Source organism: Paraburkholderia nodosa, from assembly GCF_001718195.1.
Classification (GTDB): Bacteria; Pseudomonadota; Gammaproteobacteria; order Burkholderiales; family Burkholderiaceae; genus Paraburkholderia; species Paraburkholderia nodosa_A.
In genome coordinates, this window is record NZ_MCNV01000001.1 from 183,391 (window position 1) to 196,387 (window position 12,997).

General features: G+C 64.5%; 14 protein-coding genes. 4 read left to right on the forward strand and 10 right to left on the reverse strand.

All coding sequences use genetic code 11. The features are described 5' to 3' along the window. Window positions 1–3: 3 nt before the first annotated feature. Window positions 4–1,413: a 3-isopropylmalate dehydratase large subunit gene (gene leuC, locus BFD71_RS00765; protein ID WP_069261386.1), complete on the reverse strand. Its 1,410-nt coding sequence runs from the start codon at window positions 1,411–1,413 to the stop codon at window positions 4–6. Window positions 1,414–2,051: 638 nt separating this feature from the next. Between leuC and BFD71_RS00770 the strand changes: the two genes are divergently transcribed. From BFD71_RS00770 to BFD71_RS00780, 3 genes are all read left to right on the forward strand, one after another. Further along, window positions 2,052–2,966 (forward strand): MipA/OmpV family protein, encoded by a 915-nt coding sequence (locus BFD71_RS00770; RefSeq protein WP_083244979.1) that lies wholly within the window; start codon window positions 2,052–2,054, stop codon window positions 2,964–2,966. A gap of 150 nt (window positions 2,967–3,116) precedes the next feature. Then, the gene (locus BFD71_RS00775; RefSeq protein WP_069261840.1) at window positions 3,117–3,410 is read left to right on the forward strand and encodes a TFIIB-type zinc ribbon-containing protein; all 294 of its coding nucleotides are present in this window, start codon (window positions 3,117–3,119) and stop codon (window positions 3,408–3,410) included. 55 nt (window positions 3,411–3,465) lie between these two features. Beyond that, a complete protein-coding gene (locus BFD71_RS00780; protein WP_069261387.1) occupies window positions 3,466–3,873 on the forward strand; it encodes a TerB family tellurite resistance protein in 408 nt (135 codons plus the stop codon). Between the two features lie 119 nt (window positions 3,874–3,992). Here BFD71_RS00780 and BFD71_RS00785 read toward each other — a convergent pair whose 3' ends face one another. From BFD71_RS00785 to BFD71_RS00800, 4 genes are all read right to left on the reverse strand, one after another. Then, the gene (locus tag BFD71_RS00785) at window positions 3,993–4,649 is read right to left on the reverse strand and encodes a response regulator transcription factor (protein ID WP_069261388.1); all 657 of its coding nucleotides are present in this window, start codon (window positions 4,647–4,649) and stop codon (window positions 3,993–3,995) included. A gap of 70 nt (window positions 4,650–4,719) precedes the next feature. After that, window positions 4,720–6,072 (reverse strand): sensor histidine kinase, encoded by a 1,353-nt coding sequence (locus BFD71_RS00790; RefSeq protein WP_069261389.1) that lies wholly within the window; start codon window positions 6,070–6,072, stop codon window positions 4,720–4,722. A 75-nt stretch (window positions 6,073–6,147) separates the two neighbouring features. Beyond that, complete coding sequence (locus BFD71_RS00795; protein ID WP_069261390.1) at window positions 6,148–6,630, reverse strand: hypothetical protein; 483 nt, start codon at window positions 6,628–6,630, stop codon at window positions 6,148–6,150. 233 nt (window positions 6,631–6,863) lie between these two features. After that, on the reverse strand, window positions 6,864–7,706 hold the full coding sequence (locus BFD71_RS00800) for an alpha/beta fold hydrolase (protein WP_069261391.1): 843 nt from the start codon (window positions 7,704–7,706) through the stop codon (window positions 6,864–6,866). Between the two features lie 163 nt (window positions 7,707–7,869). Between BFD71_RS00800 and BFD71_RS00805 the strand changes: the two genes are divergently transcribed. After that, complete coding sequence (locus tag BFD71_RS00805; protein WP_069261392.1) at window positions 7,870–8,334, forward strand: VOC family protein; 465 nt, start codon at window positions 7,870–7,872, stop codon at window positions 8,332–8,334. Between the two features lie 117 nt (window positions 8,335–8,451). Here BFD71_RS00805 and gltA read toward each other — a convergent pair whose 3' ends face one another. From gltA to sdhD, 5 genes are all read right to left on the reverse strand, one after another. Next, on the reverse strand, window positions 8,452–9,753 hold the full coding sequence (gene gltA / locus BFD71_RS00810; protein WP_069261393.1) for a citrate synthase: 1,302 nt from the start codon (window positions 9,751–9,753) through the stop codon (window positions 8,452–8,454). An 80-nt stretch (window positions 9,754–9,833) separates the two neighbouring features. Then, entirely contained in the window at window positions 9,834–10,100 is a 267-nt protein-coding gene (locus BFD71_RS00815; protein ID WP_028202905.1) for an FAD assembly factor SdhE, read from the reverse strand. 15 nt (window positions 10,101–10,115) lie between these two features. Further along, window positions 10,116–10,817 carry a succinate dehydrogenase iron-sulfur subunit gene (locus tag BFD71_RS00820; protein WP_069261394.1) on the reverse strand — a complete coding sequence of 234 codons (702 nt, stop codon included), beginning with the start codon at window positions 10,815–10,817 and terminating at the stop codon, window positions 10,116–10,118. 28 nt (window positions 10,818–10,845) lie between these two features. Next, window positions 10,846–12,621, reverse strand: a complete 1,776-nt coding sequence (gene sdhA, locus BFD71_RS00825) for a succinate dehydrogenase flavoprotein subunit (protein WP_069261395.1) — start codon at window positions 12,619–12,621, stop codon at window positions 10,846–10,848. Between the two features lie 4 nt (window positions 12,622–12,625). Further along, complete coding sequence (sdhD, locus tag BFD71_RS00830; protein WP_042273220.1) at window positions 12,626–12,994, reverse strand: succinate dehydrogenase, hydrophobic membrane anchor protein; 369 nt, start codon at window positions 12,992–12,994, stop codon at window positions 12,626–12,628. Window positions 12,995–12,997 lie beyond the last annotated feature (3 nt).

The following is a 12,997-nucleotide window of genomic DNA, read 5'->3' on the forward strand; positions in this document are numbered from 1 at the left end:
AGCTCAGCCCAGCTTGCGAATGTCGACGAAATGGCCTTCGATTGCCGCGGCGGCTGCCATGGCCGGGCTCACGAGGTGCGTGCGACCGCCCGCGCCCTGACGGCCTTCGAAGTTGCGGTTCGACGTGGACGCGCAGCGCTCGCCCGGCTCCAGCCGGTCGGCGTTCATCGCGAGACACATCGAGCAGCCCGGCTCGCGCCATTCGAAACCGGCTTCGGTGAACACCTTGTCGAGGCCTTCGCGCTCGGCTTGCGCCTTCACGAGACCCGAGCCCGGCACGACCATCGCGAGGCGGATGTTCGGCGCCACGCGGCGGCCGAGCTTCTTCACGACGTAAGCGGCGGAGCGCAGGTCTTCGATGCGTGCGTTCGTGCACGAGCCGATGAAAATCTTGTCCGGCTTGATCGACTCGATCGGCGTATTCGGTTCGAGAGCCATGTACTGCAGTGCGCGTTCCATCGCGTCGCGCTTGACCGGGTCCTTCTCGCGCTCGGGGTCCGGCACACGGCTGTCGACTGCCGTGACCATTTCCGGCGACGTGCCCCACGTGACCTGCGGCACGATGTCGGCCGCGCTCAGTTCGACCACGCGGTCGAAGTGCGCGCCTTCGTCGGTGCGGAAGTTCTTCCAGTACTCGACGGCCTGATCCCACTCCGCGCCTTGCGGCGAGTACGGACGGCCCTTGAGGTATTCGATCGTGGTGTCGTCCACGGCGACCATGCCGGCGCGCGCGCCGCCTTCGATCGCCATGTTGCACACGGTCATGCGGCCTTCCATCGTGAGGCTGCGGATCATCGAGCCGCCGAACTCCATGGCGTAGCCCGTGCCGCCCGCCGTGCCGATCTTGCCGATGATGGCGAGCACGATGTCCTTCGCGGTGCAACCGCGCGGCAGCTGGCCCTCGACCTTCACGAGCATGTTCTTGCTCTTCTTTTGCAGGAGCGTTTGCGTGGCCAGCACGTGCTCGACTTCGGACGTGCCGATGCCGTGCGCGAGCGCACCGAACGCGCCGTGCGTGGACGTGTGCGAGTCGCCGCAGACGATGGTCATGCCGGGCAGCGTTGCGCCCTGCTCCGGACCGACGATGTGCACGATGCCCTGACGCTGGTCGGCCATCTTGAACTGCGTGATGCCGAAGGCGTCGCAGTTCGAATCGAGCGTGTCCACCTGCAGCTTCGAGACCGGATCGGCAATGCCGTGGCTGCGGTCCGTGGTCGGCACGTTGTGGTCGGAAACGGCCAGGTTCGCGCTGATGCGCCACACCGGGCGCTCGTGCAGTTTCAGGCCTTCGAAAGCCTGCGGACTGGTGACTTCGTGCAACAGATGACGGTCGATGTAGAGAATCGTCGTGCCATCGTCTTCCGTGTGGACCACATGGGTGTCCCACAATTTGTCGTAGAGCGTCTTTGCCATGATGTGCGGGGAAATGTTTGACTGCGGGGCAATACAGTGTGAATCGATTATGCCACGCGAAACCCGCTCACCACAGGACCCTTCCGAAAAAAAGCGATAAAAAACAGGGAGTTGGGTGGTAGTCGCGATACCTGTATCAGCGTTACCCGGCGCGCGCGTCGTCGGCGCGCAGGGGCGCCACGCCGTAGCGGGCGCCGCTCGGCCGTGCGTCAAAAGGGTTCGGGATACAAAAAAGAGGATGCGCCGGCCCGACCACGACCGGCGCAAGTTGGTGACCGCTGTGAGAACGGTGCAACATGGGCTTCGGGTTCCGCGACACAGGGGGGCCGCATCGCCGAGGTCCATAGCTGTCTAACGGCAAATCGGCGCCAAGGTTTAATCGGGTGATTGCGGCGCTCCAGAACGGTGCGTGGAGCTTTCGCAATTCAATTAGGTTTCCTGATTATCAAGACTCGTTTCACGCTTTCGACGGCCATCGCCACCGGGGGGCGCGGCGAGTCGCCGGGGCGGACGCCGCCCGGTCATGGACAAGCCAGGCACGAGGTTTGCTCGACGAGCCCGGCCGCGCGGAGTTCCATTGTGAGTGCGTCGCACTCAACGAACGACGCCGCGGCTCACCAGGCAAACCCGGAGGCTTCATGCCACTCGCAATCCGCACTGCGCAACAACGAAAAAACAGAATAAAACCATCGGCGCCGCGCCGCTCGCGGGCCACGCAGCGTGTGTCTCTCGCCGCTGCGGCATGCGCTCTCGCCGCGCTCGCCCCGCGTGCCGAGGCGCAGACCCCCTCGCCGCTCGGCGAATGGCAATATTCCGCGGGCATTCCGCTGGAAAAGATGTTTCAGCCGAACCGTCCCGACTTCGAGGCGCGGCTCGGCGTGGGCGCCACCTTCGAACCGCGCTACGACGGCTCGGACCGCTATCACACGCTGGTCGGGCCGAGCATCGATCTGCGCTACAAGGACATCTTGTTCGGTTCGACGGGCGAAGGCTTCGGCGTCAACGTTCTGCAGGGCCCGAACTGGCGCGTGAGCGTCGCCGGGGCCTACGACCTCGGACGTCGCGGCCAGGACGACCCGACGCGGCTGCACGGCATGGGCAACATCAACCCGGCGCCCGAATTGAAGATCGCCGGCGAGTACGTGATTTCGAAGGACTTTCCGCTCGTGTTCCGCACCGCCTTCACGCGCAGTTTCGGCGGTTCGAACGGCTGGACCGCGGATCTCGGCGCCTATATGCCGCTGCCCGGCAGCAACCAGAACTTCTACTGGTTCGCCGGCCCCTCGGTCACATTCGCCGACTCGAACTACATGCAGAGCTGGTTTGGCGTGACGCCGCAGCAGGCGGCCGCGTCGGGTTACCGCCAGTACGACGCGAGCGCGGGCCTCAAGTCGGCCGGCTTCGGCATCACGATGGTCTACTTCGTCAACAAACATTGGTTCGTGAGCGCGGACGGCGCCATCAAGCGCCTGCTCGGCAGCGCCTCGCACAGCCCGATCATCCAGTCGAAGACGGGCGGCGTTTGCGACGTCTCGATCAATTACCAGTTCTAGTGTGGCCGGCCGCCTGACCGGCGTCAGGCCGCCCCGCTCCTCATTCTTCGCTCATTTTGCTCTGTCAGGATGGTTTCCATCGAGGCCGCACTGCCCTTCAGTCAAGACGGCACGGGCCTCGATGACCTGTCACTCATCACGGAGCGCATCATGAAATGCCCCAACTGCCCTGACGTCACCCTCTCGCTCACTGAGCGTCAGGGCGTCGAACTCGACTACTGCCCGCAGTGTCGCGGCGTCTGGCTCGATCGCGGCGAACTCGACAAGCTGATCGAACGCAGCGGCAACCGGCACTATCGCAACGAAGGCGATGCACAGGCATTCCGCCAGCACGGCTCGAAGCACAGCGCGCAACACGGCGACTATGCCCCGCGCCGCGCTCACGAAAGCTACCGCGGCAACAGCCACCGTCGCAAGTCGTGGCTGCAGGACATCTTCGACTGAGCCGCTGCTGCGCCTGCCGTTTTATCGACATCACGTTTGAAGAGGATTCCTGACCATGCGTACCTATACCTGCAACAGCCCGCAAGCCGCGGGCCGGATCGTCGCCGTCGCGCTGCTCGCAGACGGCCACCTGAGCAGCGAGGAGCTTGCAGCCGTCCATCGCGCGCGCCTGGCCGACCGGCTCGGCCTTGCGCCCGGCGAATTCGGCGACATACTCAAGGGCCTCTGCGAAGACTTGCAGACCACTTCGCACCTGAACTGGAGCGATGCGTGCAAGCTCGACTCCGACGTGATACAGCAGGTGATGCGCGAGCTCGACGATCCCGCGCTGCGTGCCGAAGTGCTGAATCTGTGCCATGTGGCCGTGTATTCGGACCGGCACGTGGCCGAAAGCGAAGCCGCGCTGCTCGCCTCGCTTAGCCGTGCGTGGCAGAAGGAACCCTGGCAGCGCCTGCTGGCGTAAGTTCGAGCGCGATGCGTGACCTTCCCCCGCGCATCGCGCCACGCGGCGAGCCCCGCGCCCGCCGCGGTTTTTACAGCGCGCAGCTTTTTGCGCGCTTTTTTCTTCGATTGCGCCGACGCTCACACGCACACGGCCCAGCCGAGCCCGCGCACATTGCGGATCACCGCGTGGCCGAACTTGCGGCGCACGCTGTAGATTACGGCGTCGACCGCGTTGCTTTCCACTTCCTCACCCCAGCCATAGAGCCGCTCCTCGATTTGCTGTCGCGACAGAATCGCGCCCGGCCGCTCGAGCAACGCGAGCATGAGCGCGTATTCGCGCGCGGAGAGATCGTCGGACTGACCGTCGAACGTGAGGCGGCGCGCGTTCATGTCGAGTGTGACGCGGCCGCTGCCCATGGTCGGCGAGGCAAAGCCCGACTTGCGTCGCACCACGGCGCGGATGCGCGCGAGCAACTCCTTGCTCTCGAATGGCTTCACGAGATAGTCGTCGGCGCCGAGATCGAGGCCTTCCACGCGCGTGTCCACGTCGTCGCGCGCGGTGATGATGAGCACGGGCGTGGCGTCCTGCGACTCGCGCAGCGTGCGCAGCACGTCGAGCCCGCTCATATCGCCGAGACCGAGGTCGAGCAGCACCGCCGTATACGAGCCGTCGCGAATGGCGCCGCGACCGCTCTCGCCCGTGCGCACCCAGTCGACGCTGTATGACGCGTCCTTCAACGCGCGCAGCAACGCTGGGCCGATCAGCAGATCGTCTTCGATCAGCAGAATGCGCATCGTGTCTGTCCCTTGTTTCGCATGCTTCCCCGGATTTGCCTGACCTGTGCTCGCTAGATCGACGCGGTGCTCACGCGCGCGGCAACTCGCGCGGTAATTCGATACGCGCGACGATTCCGCTTTGCCCATCGCGCCGGTTCGCGAGCGTCACGCACCCGCGATAGCTGCGCGCTACCGCCTGCGCGATGGCGAGACCAAGGCCGCTGCCGTGCGAGTCGTGCTTACCACGCGGGTCACCCCGATGACCACCCGCGCGAAAAAACCGGTCGAACACGCGCGGCAAATCGGCCTCGGCGATGCCGGGTCCGTTGTCGATCACGTCGATGACGACACTTTTGTCCTCGCGACGCACCGCCACGTCAACGTTCGCGCCTGCGTGGCTATAGCGAATCGCGTTGTCCACGAGATTGCGCACGAGCACGCGCATGTCTGTTTCGGTTGCGCGCATCGTCACGTCGTCGAGGCGCGTCACGCCCAGATCGACGCCGCGCGCGTCGGCGAGCGGCAGCAGGTCGGCCAGCACGTCAGTGACGACTTGCGCGAGCGGCACCTCCGCCAGCACGCGTTGCGTGCTGCCGATTTCGGCGCGCGCGAGACCGAGCAGCTGCGAAACGAGCGCCCCGGTGCGCACGATGCCGCGGCGCAGTTCCTCGAAGCGCTCCGGGTACTGTTCGGGCGGCGCGTTGTGCAGGTTGTCGATCTGCAACTGCATGGCGGAGATCGGCGAGCGCAGTTCGTGCGCGGCATCGGCGATGAACATGCGCTCGGCATTCACGAGCACGGAAAGGCGCTCGATCATGCGATTGATCGACTCGACGAAGGGCCGCAGCTCGACGGGTGCCTGCCCCACTTCGAGCGGCTTGAGATCGTGCAGATCGACCTTCGCCGCGCGCCGACCGACGCGCTCCAGCGGCCGCAGTGAAACGCGCACCGTCACCGCGATCGTGAGCGCGAGCAGTGGCAGCAGCGCGAGCACCGGCAACAGACTCCAGAACGCCACGCGCAAGGCGTTGCGATTGCGCATGCTGCGCGATTCGGCCACCTGAATGTATTCGTCGCCGGCGGCGAGTGCGAACACGTCCCATGACTCGCCGTCGTATTCGACCGACGAGAAGCCGCTTGGCGCGCGCGGCAGCGCGACACGCGCGTTGCTCGTACGGCTCGGGCCTTCGCCGTCGTCGGCGGACCAGATCTGCACGACGAAATTGTCGGCGGCGTCGCTGTCGCCGCGCGGCTCGATCGCGCGATGCGGCACGCCGGTCTGCACGTGCGCGGCAGCATCGCGCAGCGTCGTGTTGAACTCGGCGGCGAGACTGCGCACGACGAGGAAGGTGCCGAGCGCACCCAGCACGCCGACGAGGATCGCGAGCGTGCCGATCGCAATGCTCAGGCGGCGATGCAGGGAATGCGCGGCAAAAAACATGGAGCGTCTCGGGTGGGAAGGCGCGCACCATCATAAAGGATTCGCCGTAGCGCAAATCAGGCCGTGCGGTATGTTTCAGCGATGCGAGCCGCCATGCATGCCACCCGCCCCGCTCCAGACGCCGCCGTGACCACCGTGGAAACCGCCATGAAATCCGCCGTGCATGCCTGGCCCCGGATGCATATGCGGCCCGCCCGGAAAGACGTGATCCATGTGATGAAAGTGATGGAAGTGATCGACGAACACGAACGAGCCGCCCACGAACACCGGCGGCCACCAGCCGTACCATGGACCGGCGTACCAGGTCGTCGCGTCGGTCCATGCCACCGGGTAGACCAGCGTGCCGTCGTTACCCTGTACGATCTGCCAGGTGCCGTCGGGCTGCAGGCAGGCGAGACCGCTGATCACCTGCGGCGCGCCGTCGATCTCGGCAGTGCCGGTGACGGTGCGGCAGTCGGGCGGCGGGTAAGACGACGCGTCCGCAGGCTGCTGTGACGTGGCCGGTGTCGTGCAGGCGCCCAGACAGGCCAGCGCTGTGAAGACGAGAAGTTTGCGCATGATGTCGCCTCTCTCGACGGACCGGCCTCGCAGCGCACGGGCTGTGCGCCTCGGCCGTGAAGACTCCATCGGTACGCCTGGCACGCGGCGCGTGAGCGGGCTCGCGCCGGCCGCATGTCAACTGCAAAACGAGGGGCGCGGGGGCGCTATTCCTTTGCGCCCGGCGCGAGCGGCCAGGCCCTGATTACGACTTGTATCCGCGACGTGGTTCCGCTAACTGACCGTGTCACGTTTCATGCCTGCCACCGCTTGACGAACTCCCGGATATCGTCGTTCACACGCGCGGCGTGGTTGAAGTACATGCCGTGCGTGCCGCCCTCATAGACCTTCAGCGTCGCGTGCTCGAGCGCGGCCGCCGTGGGACGTCCGGTTATCTCGAGCGGCGCCGAGGCATCGCAGTCGCCGTGCAGCACGAGCGCCGGCACGTCGATCGCGGCCAGTTCGCGGCGAAAGTCGGTGACCATCTGCACGCGCGACAGCTGCGCCGCGCCGTACAGCGACGCGTTCAGCATCATGTCGGCCGTCCACTGAATGACCGCGTGCGATGTACCGGGGCTGAAGTAAGCCTCGGCGCGCCGCGAGATCCAGTCGGGAAACGACGTGAGCATCTCTTCGATGGACGCTTCGAAAAGACTCGCATCGAGGCCGCCAGGATTGTCAGCAGTCTTGAGCAAGCACGGCGTCGACGCCGGCGAAAGCAGCACAATGCCTGCCACGCGGCGCGAGCCGTAGCGGCTCAAATAGCGCACGATCTCGCCGCTCGCGAACGAATGGCCGACCAGCGTGGCGCGTTCCAGACCTCGGGCGGCAAGGACAGCTTCGAGATCGTCGGCGAGCGTGTCGTAGTCGTAGCCGCGGCCCGGGTCGCTCGAGCGGCCATGCCCGCGGCGGTCGTAGGTCACGCAGCGAAACCCCGCGGCCGCGAGCGGCGCGCACTGGTAGTTCCACATGTCGGCGTTGAGCGTCCAGCCCGAGAGGAACACGAGCGGTGCGCCGTCGCCCCAGTCGCGATAGTGCAGCGCGGTATCGTCGTCGATGCGGATGTAGCCGGGTTGGCGGGCGTTGAGAGTTGCCATGGTCGTCGCTCCTTGCGGGTGGGGTGTGCCGATGAGCGACATCGTCGTCGATGCCGTGCGAGCTGACGATTACGTGGGAGGTAAAGGCCGGGCGTGAGCGCGCTGCGCGCAATCGCACCACGCTGGTGCTAGATTCGTCACACGTACTGCCTGGGAGACAAGCATGAGCAACATCTCGCCGCGTCCGGCCTTCGGGTCTGCCATCTACTATCGCGATCCGTTCGCCGCGCTCGACTGGCTCGAAAAGGCGTTCGGCTTTACGCGCCAGTTCGTCGTCACGTCGCCGGACGGGAAGCTCGGTCACTCGGAAATGCGCTTTGGCGACGGCTACGTGATGATTTGCGGCGGCTGGCCCGGCATGCCCTACACGAGCCCCGCCGAACTGGAAGGCAGGAACACGCAGTCGGTCCACGTGCAGCTGAAAAGCGGCCTCGACGCGCATTGCGAACGCGCCCGCGCCGCCGGGGCAAAGATCATCCGCGAGCCGGCGGACCAGTTCTACGGCGACCGCGTCTATGTGGCGTGCGACCCCGAAGGCCACGTATGGAGCTTCGGCGAGACGGTGCGCGAGGTCACGCGCGAGGAGGCGGAAGCGGCGAGCGGGCTGAAGATCGACGGCTGGATTTGAGCGCGGCCGCGGCCTCAAATAGAAAACGCCCCGACGGGCGATAACCCGTCGGGGCGTTTGCATGAGAGCTCGCACGCGGCGCGCCATCGAGCGCGCGGCGTGGCAAAGCGAAACTGCTTAGCGTTGCGAGATCGGCTTCGCTTCGCGCGGCGTTTCGCCGATGAACAGCTGACGCGGACGGCCGATCTTCTGCTCGGGGTCGGCGATCATTTCGTTCCACTGCGCAATCCAGCCCACCGTACGTGCCATCGCGAAGATACACGTGAACATCGAGGTCGGGATGCCCAGTGCGCGCTGCACGATACCCGAGTAGAAGTCGACGTTCGGGTACAGCTTGCGCGACACGAAGTATTCGTCTTCCAGCGCGATCTTTTCGAGCTGCATGGCGAGCTTGAAGAGCGGATCGTCGTGCAGGCCCAGTTCGTTGAGCACTTCGTAGCACGTTTCGCGCATGAGCTTCGCACGCGGGTCGTAGTTCTTGTACACGCGGTGGCCGAAACCCATCAGCTTCACGCCCGAGTTCTTGTCCTTCACCTGCTTGATGAACTCAGGAATCTTGTCCGGCGAGCCGATTTCTTCCAGCATGTTCAGTGCGGCTTCGTTCGCACCACCGTGCGCCGGGCCCCACAGACAGGCGATACCCGCAGCGATACACGCGAACGGATTCGCACCCGACGAACCGGCCAGACGTACGGTAGACGTCGAAGCGTTCTGCTCGTGGTCGGCGTGAAGGATGAGGATACGGTCGAGGGCGCGCACGAGCACGTCGTTGACCTTGTACTCTTCGCACGGGTTCGAGAACATCATGCGCATGAAGTTCGCGCTGTACGACAGATTGTTCTGCGGATACACGAACGGCTGGCCGATCGAGTACTTGTACGCCATGGCGACGAGCGTCGGCAGCTTCGCGATCATACGGATCGCCGAAACTTCACGATGCTTCGGGTTATTGATGTCGAGCGAGTCGTGATAGAACGCCGACAGCGCGCCGACTGCGGCGACCAGAATCGCCATCGGGTGCGCGTCGCGACGGAAGCCGCGGAAGAAGAACTGCATTTGCTCGTGAACCATCGTGTGCTGCGTGACGGTCCTCACGAACTCTTCCTTCTGCGCCGCGTTCGGCAGTTCGCCGCGGTACAGCAGGTAGCAGGTTTCGAGGAAGTCGGCGTTTTGCGCGAGGTTGTCGATCGGGTAGCCGCGGTAAAGCAGCTCGCCCTTGTCCCCGTCGATGTACGTGATCGCCGAGTTGCACGAGGCCGTCGACATGAAGCCCGGGTCATACGTGAACTTGCCGGTCTGACCGTACAGTTTGCGGATGTCGATCACATCCGGGCCCATCGTGCCCTTGTAGATCGGCAGTTCGACGCTCGGCGAATTGTCGCTGAACGATAGCGTGGCTTTTACATCAGACGGGGTCATAGCACATCCTCAATCGAAGATAAACACGGGATTCGATAGTTTTGTACGTCGGGCGCGGCGCCTCCATATTGCCGCCGCGCTCAGACGTTCCGAAGCAGCTCCAGCACCCGCTTCACGTCCGGGTCGGCAAGGTCGCCTTCTGGTTCCTTGCGCGCGAGCAGCAAGTCCATCAGGTCGTTATCGCTCAGCTCGAGCAGGCGCGTGAGAGCGCCCACGTCGGCGTCGCTGAGTTCATGCTCATAGCGCTCGAAAAACCGCTCAAAAATCAGATCGTTTTCGAGCAGGCCGCGCCGCGCGCGCCAGCGAAGGCGCGCGCGGCGATGGGGGTCAGACTGGTGCGATTCCATTTCAGAACAACAACATCAAACCGCGCGGCGGAACATCAGTTCCTTGATCTTGCCGATCGCCTTCGTCGGGTTCAGGCCCTTCGGGCAAACGTCGACGCAGTTCATGATCGTATGGCAGCGGAACAGACGGTACGGGTCCTCGAGGTTGTCGAGGCGCTCGCCGGTCGCTTCGTCGCGGCTGTCCGCGATGAAGCGGTAAGCCTGCAGCAGACCTGCCGGGCCGACGAACTTGTCCGGGTTCCACCAGAAGCTCGGGCACGAAGTCGAGCAGCTTGCGCACAGAATACACTCGTACAGGCCATCGAGTTCGTCACGCTGCTCAGGCGACTGCAGACGCTCCTTCTCGGGCGGCGGCGTGTCGTTGATCAGGTACGGCTTGATCGAGTGGTACTGGTTGAAGAACTGCGTGAAGTCGCAGATCAGATCGCGCACGACGGGCAGGCCCGGCAGCGGACGCAGCACGATCTTCGCCGGCAGGTCGTTCAGGTTCGTGAGGCACGCGAGACCGTTCTTGCCGTTGATGTTCATGGCGTCCGAACCGCACACGCCTTCACGGCACGAACGGCGGAACGACAGCGTCTCGTCCAGTTCCTTGAGCTTGACCAGCGCGTCGAGCAGCATGCGCTCGTGCGTGAGTTCCAGCTCGTACGTTTGCATGCGCGGCGCCGCGTCCTTGTCCGGGTCGTAGCGATAGACTTCAAAAATGCGTTTGGCCATTTCCAATTCCTTTTGACTGGCGTGTGCCTTAGAACGTACGCGCCTTCGGCGGCACGGACTCGACGGTCAGCGGTTGCATGTGGACCGGCTTGTAATCGAGTCGGTCGCCTTCGCTGAACCAGAGCGTATGGCGCAGCCAGTTTTCGTCGTCGCGGTGTTCGAAGTCGCTCTGTGCGTGTGCACCACGGCTTTCCTTACGGGCTTCAGCCGAAACCATCGTTGCGCGTGCAACTTCGATAAGGTTCGCCACTTCGAGCGCTTCCACGCGCGCCGTGTTGAACACCTTCGACTTGTCCTTCAGGTGAATGTGCTTCGCGCGCTCAGCGATCTCCGCGATGTCCTTCACGCCGTCTGCCAGCAGCTTCGACGTGCGGAACACGCCTGCGTGCTTCTGCATCGAGCCGCGGATGTCGTTCGCGACGCTTTGCGCGTACTCGCCCGAGGTCGACTTGTCGAGCTCGGCAAGGCGCGAGAGCGCGAAGTCGGCGGCGTCGGCCGGCAGCGGCTTGTGGTCCTTGAGCTCCTTGACATGCTTGACGATGTGGTTGCCAGCCGCACGGCCAAACACCACGAGGTCGAGCAGCGAGTTCGTGCCGAGACGGTTTGCGCCGTGCACCGAGACGCACGAGCATTCGCCCACGGCGTAGAAGCCGTTGACGACTTCTTCGTGACCCTTGGGCGTGCCAACGACCTGGCCGTTGATGTTCGTCGGAATACCGCCCATCTGGTAGTGGATGGTCGGCACGACCGGGATCGGCTCCTTGATACAGTCCACGTTCGCGAACTTGAGCGCGATTTCGCGGATCGACGGCAGACGCTTCATGATCGTCTCGGCGCCGATGTGCGAAAGGTCGAGCAGCACGTGGTCCTTGTGCGGACCCACGCCGCGGCCTTCCTTGATTTCCTGGTCCATCGAACGCGAAACGAAGTCGCGCGGCGCCAGGTCCTTCAGGGTCGGCGCGTAACGCTCCATGAAGCGCTCGCCGTTCGAGTTACGCAGAATGCCGCCTTCGCCGCGCACGCCTTCCGTGATCAGCACGCCCGCGCCGGCCACGCCGGTCGGGTGGAACTGCCAGAACTCCATGTCCTGCAGCGCGATGCCCGAACGGGCCGCCATGCCGAGGCCGTCACCGGTATTGATGAACGCGTTGGTCGATGCCGCGAAGATCCGGCCCGCGCCGCCCGTGGCGAACAGCGTGGTCTTGCCTTCGAGGATGTAGACGTCGCCCGTTTCCATTTCGAGCGCGGTCACGCCGAGCACGTCGCCGTCGGCGTCGCGGATCAGGTCGAGCGCCATCCATTCGACGAAGAACGTGGTCTTCGCCGCGACGTTCTGCTGGTACAGCGTGTGCAGCAGCGCGTGGCCGGTACGGTCAGCAGCAGCACAGGCGCGCTGAACCGGCTTCTCGCCGTAGTTGGCCGTGTGGCCGCCGAACGGGCGCTGGTAGATCGTGCCGTCGGCGTTACGGTCGAACGGCATGCCCATGTGTTCGAGCTCGTACACGGCGTTCGGCGCTTCACGGCACATGAACTCGATCGCGTCCTGGTCGCCGAGCCAGTCGGAACCCTTGATCGTGTCGTAGAAGTGGTAGTGCCAGTTGTCTTCGCTCATGTTGCCGAGCGAGGCGCCGATGCCGCCCTGTGCCGCCACCGTGTGCGAACGCGTGGGGAATACCTTCGAGAGCACACAAACCGACAGGCCAGCGCGCGCGAGTTGCAGCGAAGCGCGCATCCCCGAGCCGCCAGCACCGACGATGACCACGTCGAACTTGCGACGCGGCAATGAATTCTTGATTGCAGCCATTCTTTTACACTCTCCAGAGAATCTGAGCGGCGTAGCCGAGGCTGCCCAGCAGCCATGCGATCGTGAGGACGTCCAGCGTGATGCGCAGGCCGACCGGCTTGATGTAGTCCATCCAGATGTCACGCACACCGACCCACGCGTGCAGGAACAGCGCGATCAGGGTGACGAACGTCGCGAGCTTCATCCACTGCGCGGCGAAGATCGAGGCCCAGCCGTCATACGAGAAGTCGTGCGCGCCGAAGAACAGCACGAGCAGCACGATCGTGTAGATCGCCATGATCACGGCGGTGGCGCGTTGCGCGATCCAGTCGCGAATGCCGTAGTGAGCGCCGACGACAAGGCGCTTCGGACCGATACCGTTATTAGCCGACATTTT

What these genes read in the sequence shown, in the direction of transcription:
- leuC (WP_069261386.1), bottom strand. Translation starts at nt 1,413, where the DNA reads ATGGCAAAGACGCTCTACGACAAATTGTGGGACACCCATGTGGTCCAC.
- BFD71_RS00770 (WP_083244979.1), top strand. Translation starts at nt 2,052, where the DNA reads ATGCCACTCGCAATCCGCACTGCGCAACAACGAAAAAACAGAATAAAA.
- BFD71_RS00775 (WP_069261840.1), top strand. Translation starts at nt 3,117, where the DNA reads ATGAAATGCCCCAACTGCCCTGACGTCACCCTCTCGCTCACTGAGCGT.
- BFD71_RS00780 (WP_069261387.1), top strand. Translation starts at nt 3,466, where the DNA reads ATGCGTACCTATACCTGCAACAGCCCGCAAGCCGCGGGCCGGATCGTC.
- BFD71_RS00785 (WP_069261388.1), bottom strand. Translation starts at nt 4,649, where the DNA reads ATGCGCATTCTGCTGATCGAAGACGATCTGCTGATCGGCCCAGCGTTG.
- BFD71_RS00790 (WP_069261389.1), bottom strand. Translation starts at nt 6,072, where the DNA reads ATGTTTTTTGCCGCGCATTCCCTGCATCGCCGCCTGAGCATTGCGATC.
- BFD71_RS00795 (WP_069261390.1), bottom strand. Translation starts at nt 6,630, where the DNA reads ATGCGCAAACTTCTCGTCTTCACAGCGCTGGCCTGTCTGGGCGCCTGC.
- BFD71_RS00800 (WP_069261391.1), bottom strand. Translation starts at nt 7,706, where the DNA reads ATGGCAACTCTCAACGCCCGCCAACCCGGCTACATCCGCATCGACGAC.
- BFD71_RS00805 (WP_069261392.1), top strand. Translation starts at nt 7,870, where the DNA reads ATGAGCAACATCTCGCCGCGTCCGGCCTTCGGGTCTGCCATCTACTAT.
- gltA (WP_069261393.1), bottom strand. Translation starts at nt 9,753, where the DNA reads ATGACCCCGTCTGATGTAAAAGCCACGCTATCGTTCAGCGACAATTCG.
- BFD71_RS00815 (WP_028202905.1), bottom strand. Translation starts at nt 10,100, where the DNA reads ATGGAATCGCACCAGTCTGACCCCCATCGCCGCGCGCGCCTTCGCTGG.
- BFD71_RS00820 (WP_069261394.1), bottom strand. Translation starts at nt 10,817, where the DNA reads ATGGCCAAACGCATTTTTGAAGTCTATCGCTACGACCCGGACAAGGAC.
- sdhA (WP_069261395.1), bottom strand. Translation starts at nt 12,621, where the DNA reads ATGGCTGCAATCAAGAATTCATTGCCGCGTCGCAAGTTCGACGTGGTC.
- sdhD (WP_042273220.1), bottom strand. Translation starts at nt 12,994, where the DNA reads ATGTCGGCTAATAACGGTATCGGTCCGAAGCGCCTTGTCGTCGGCGCT.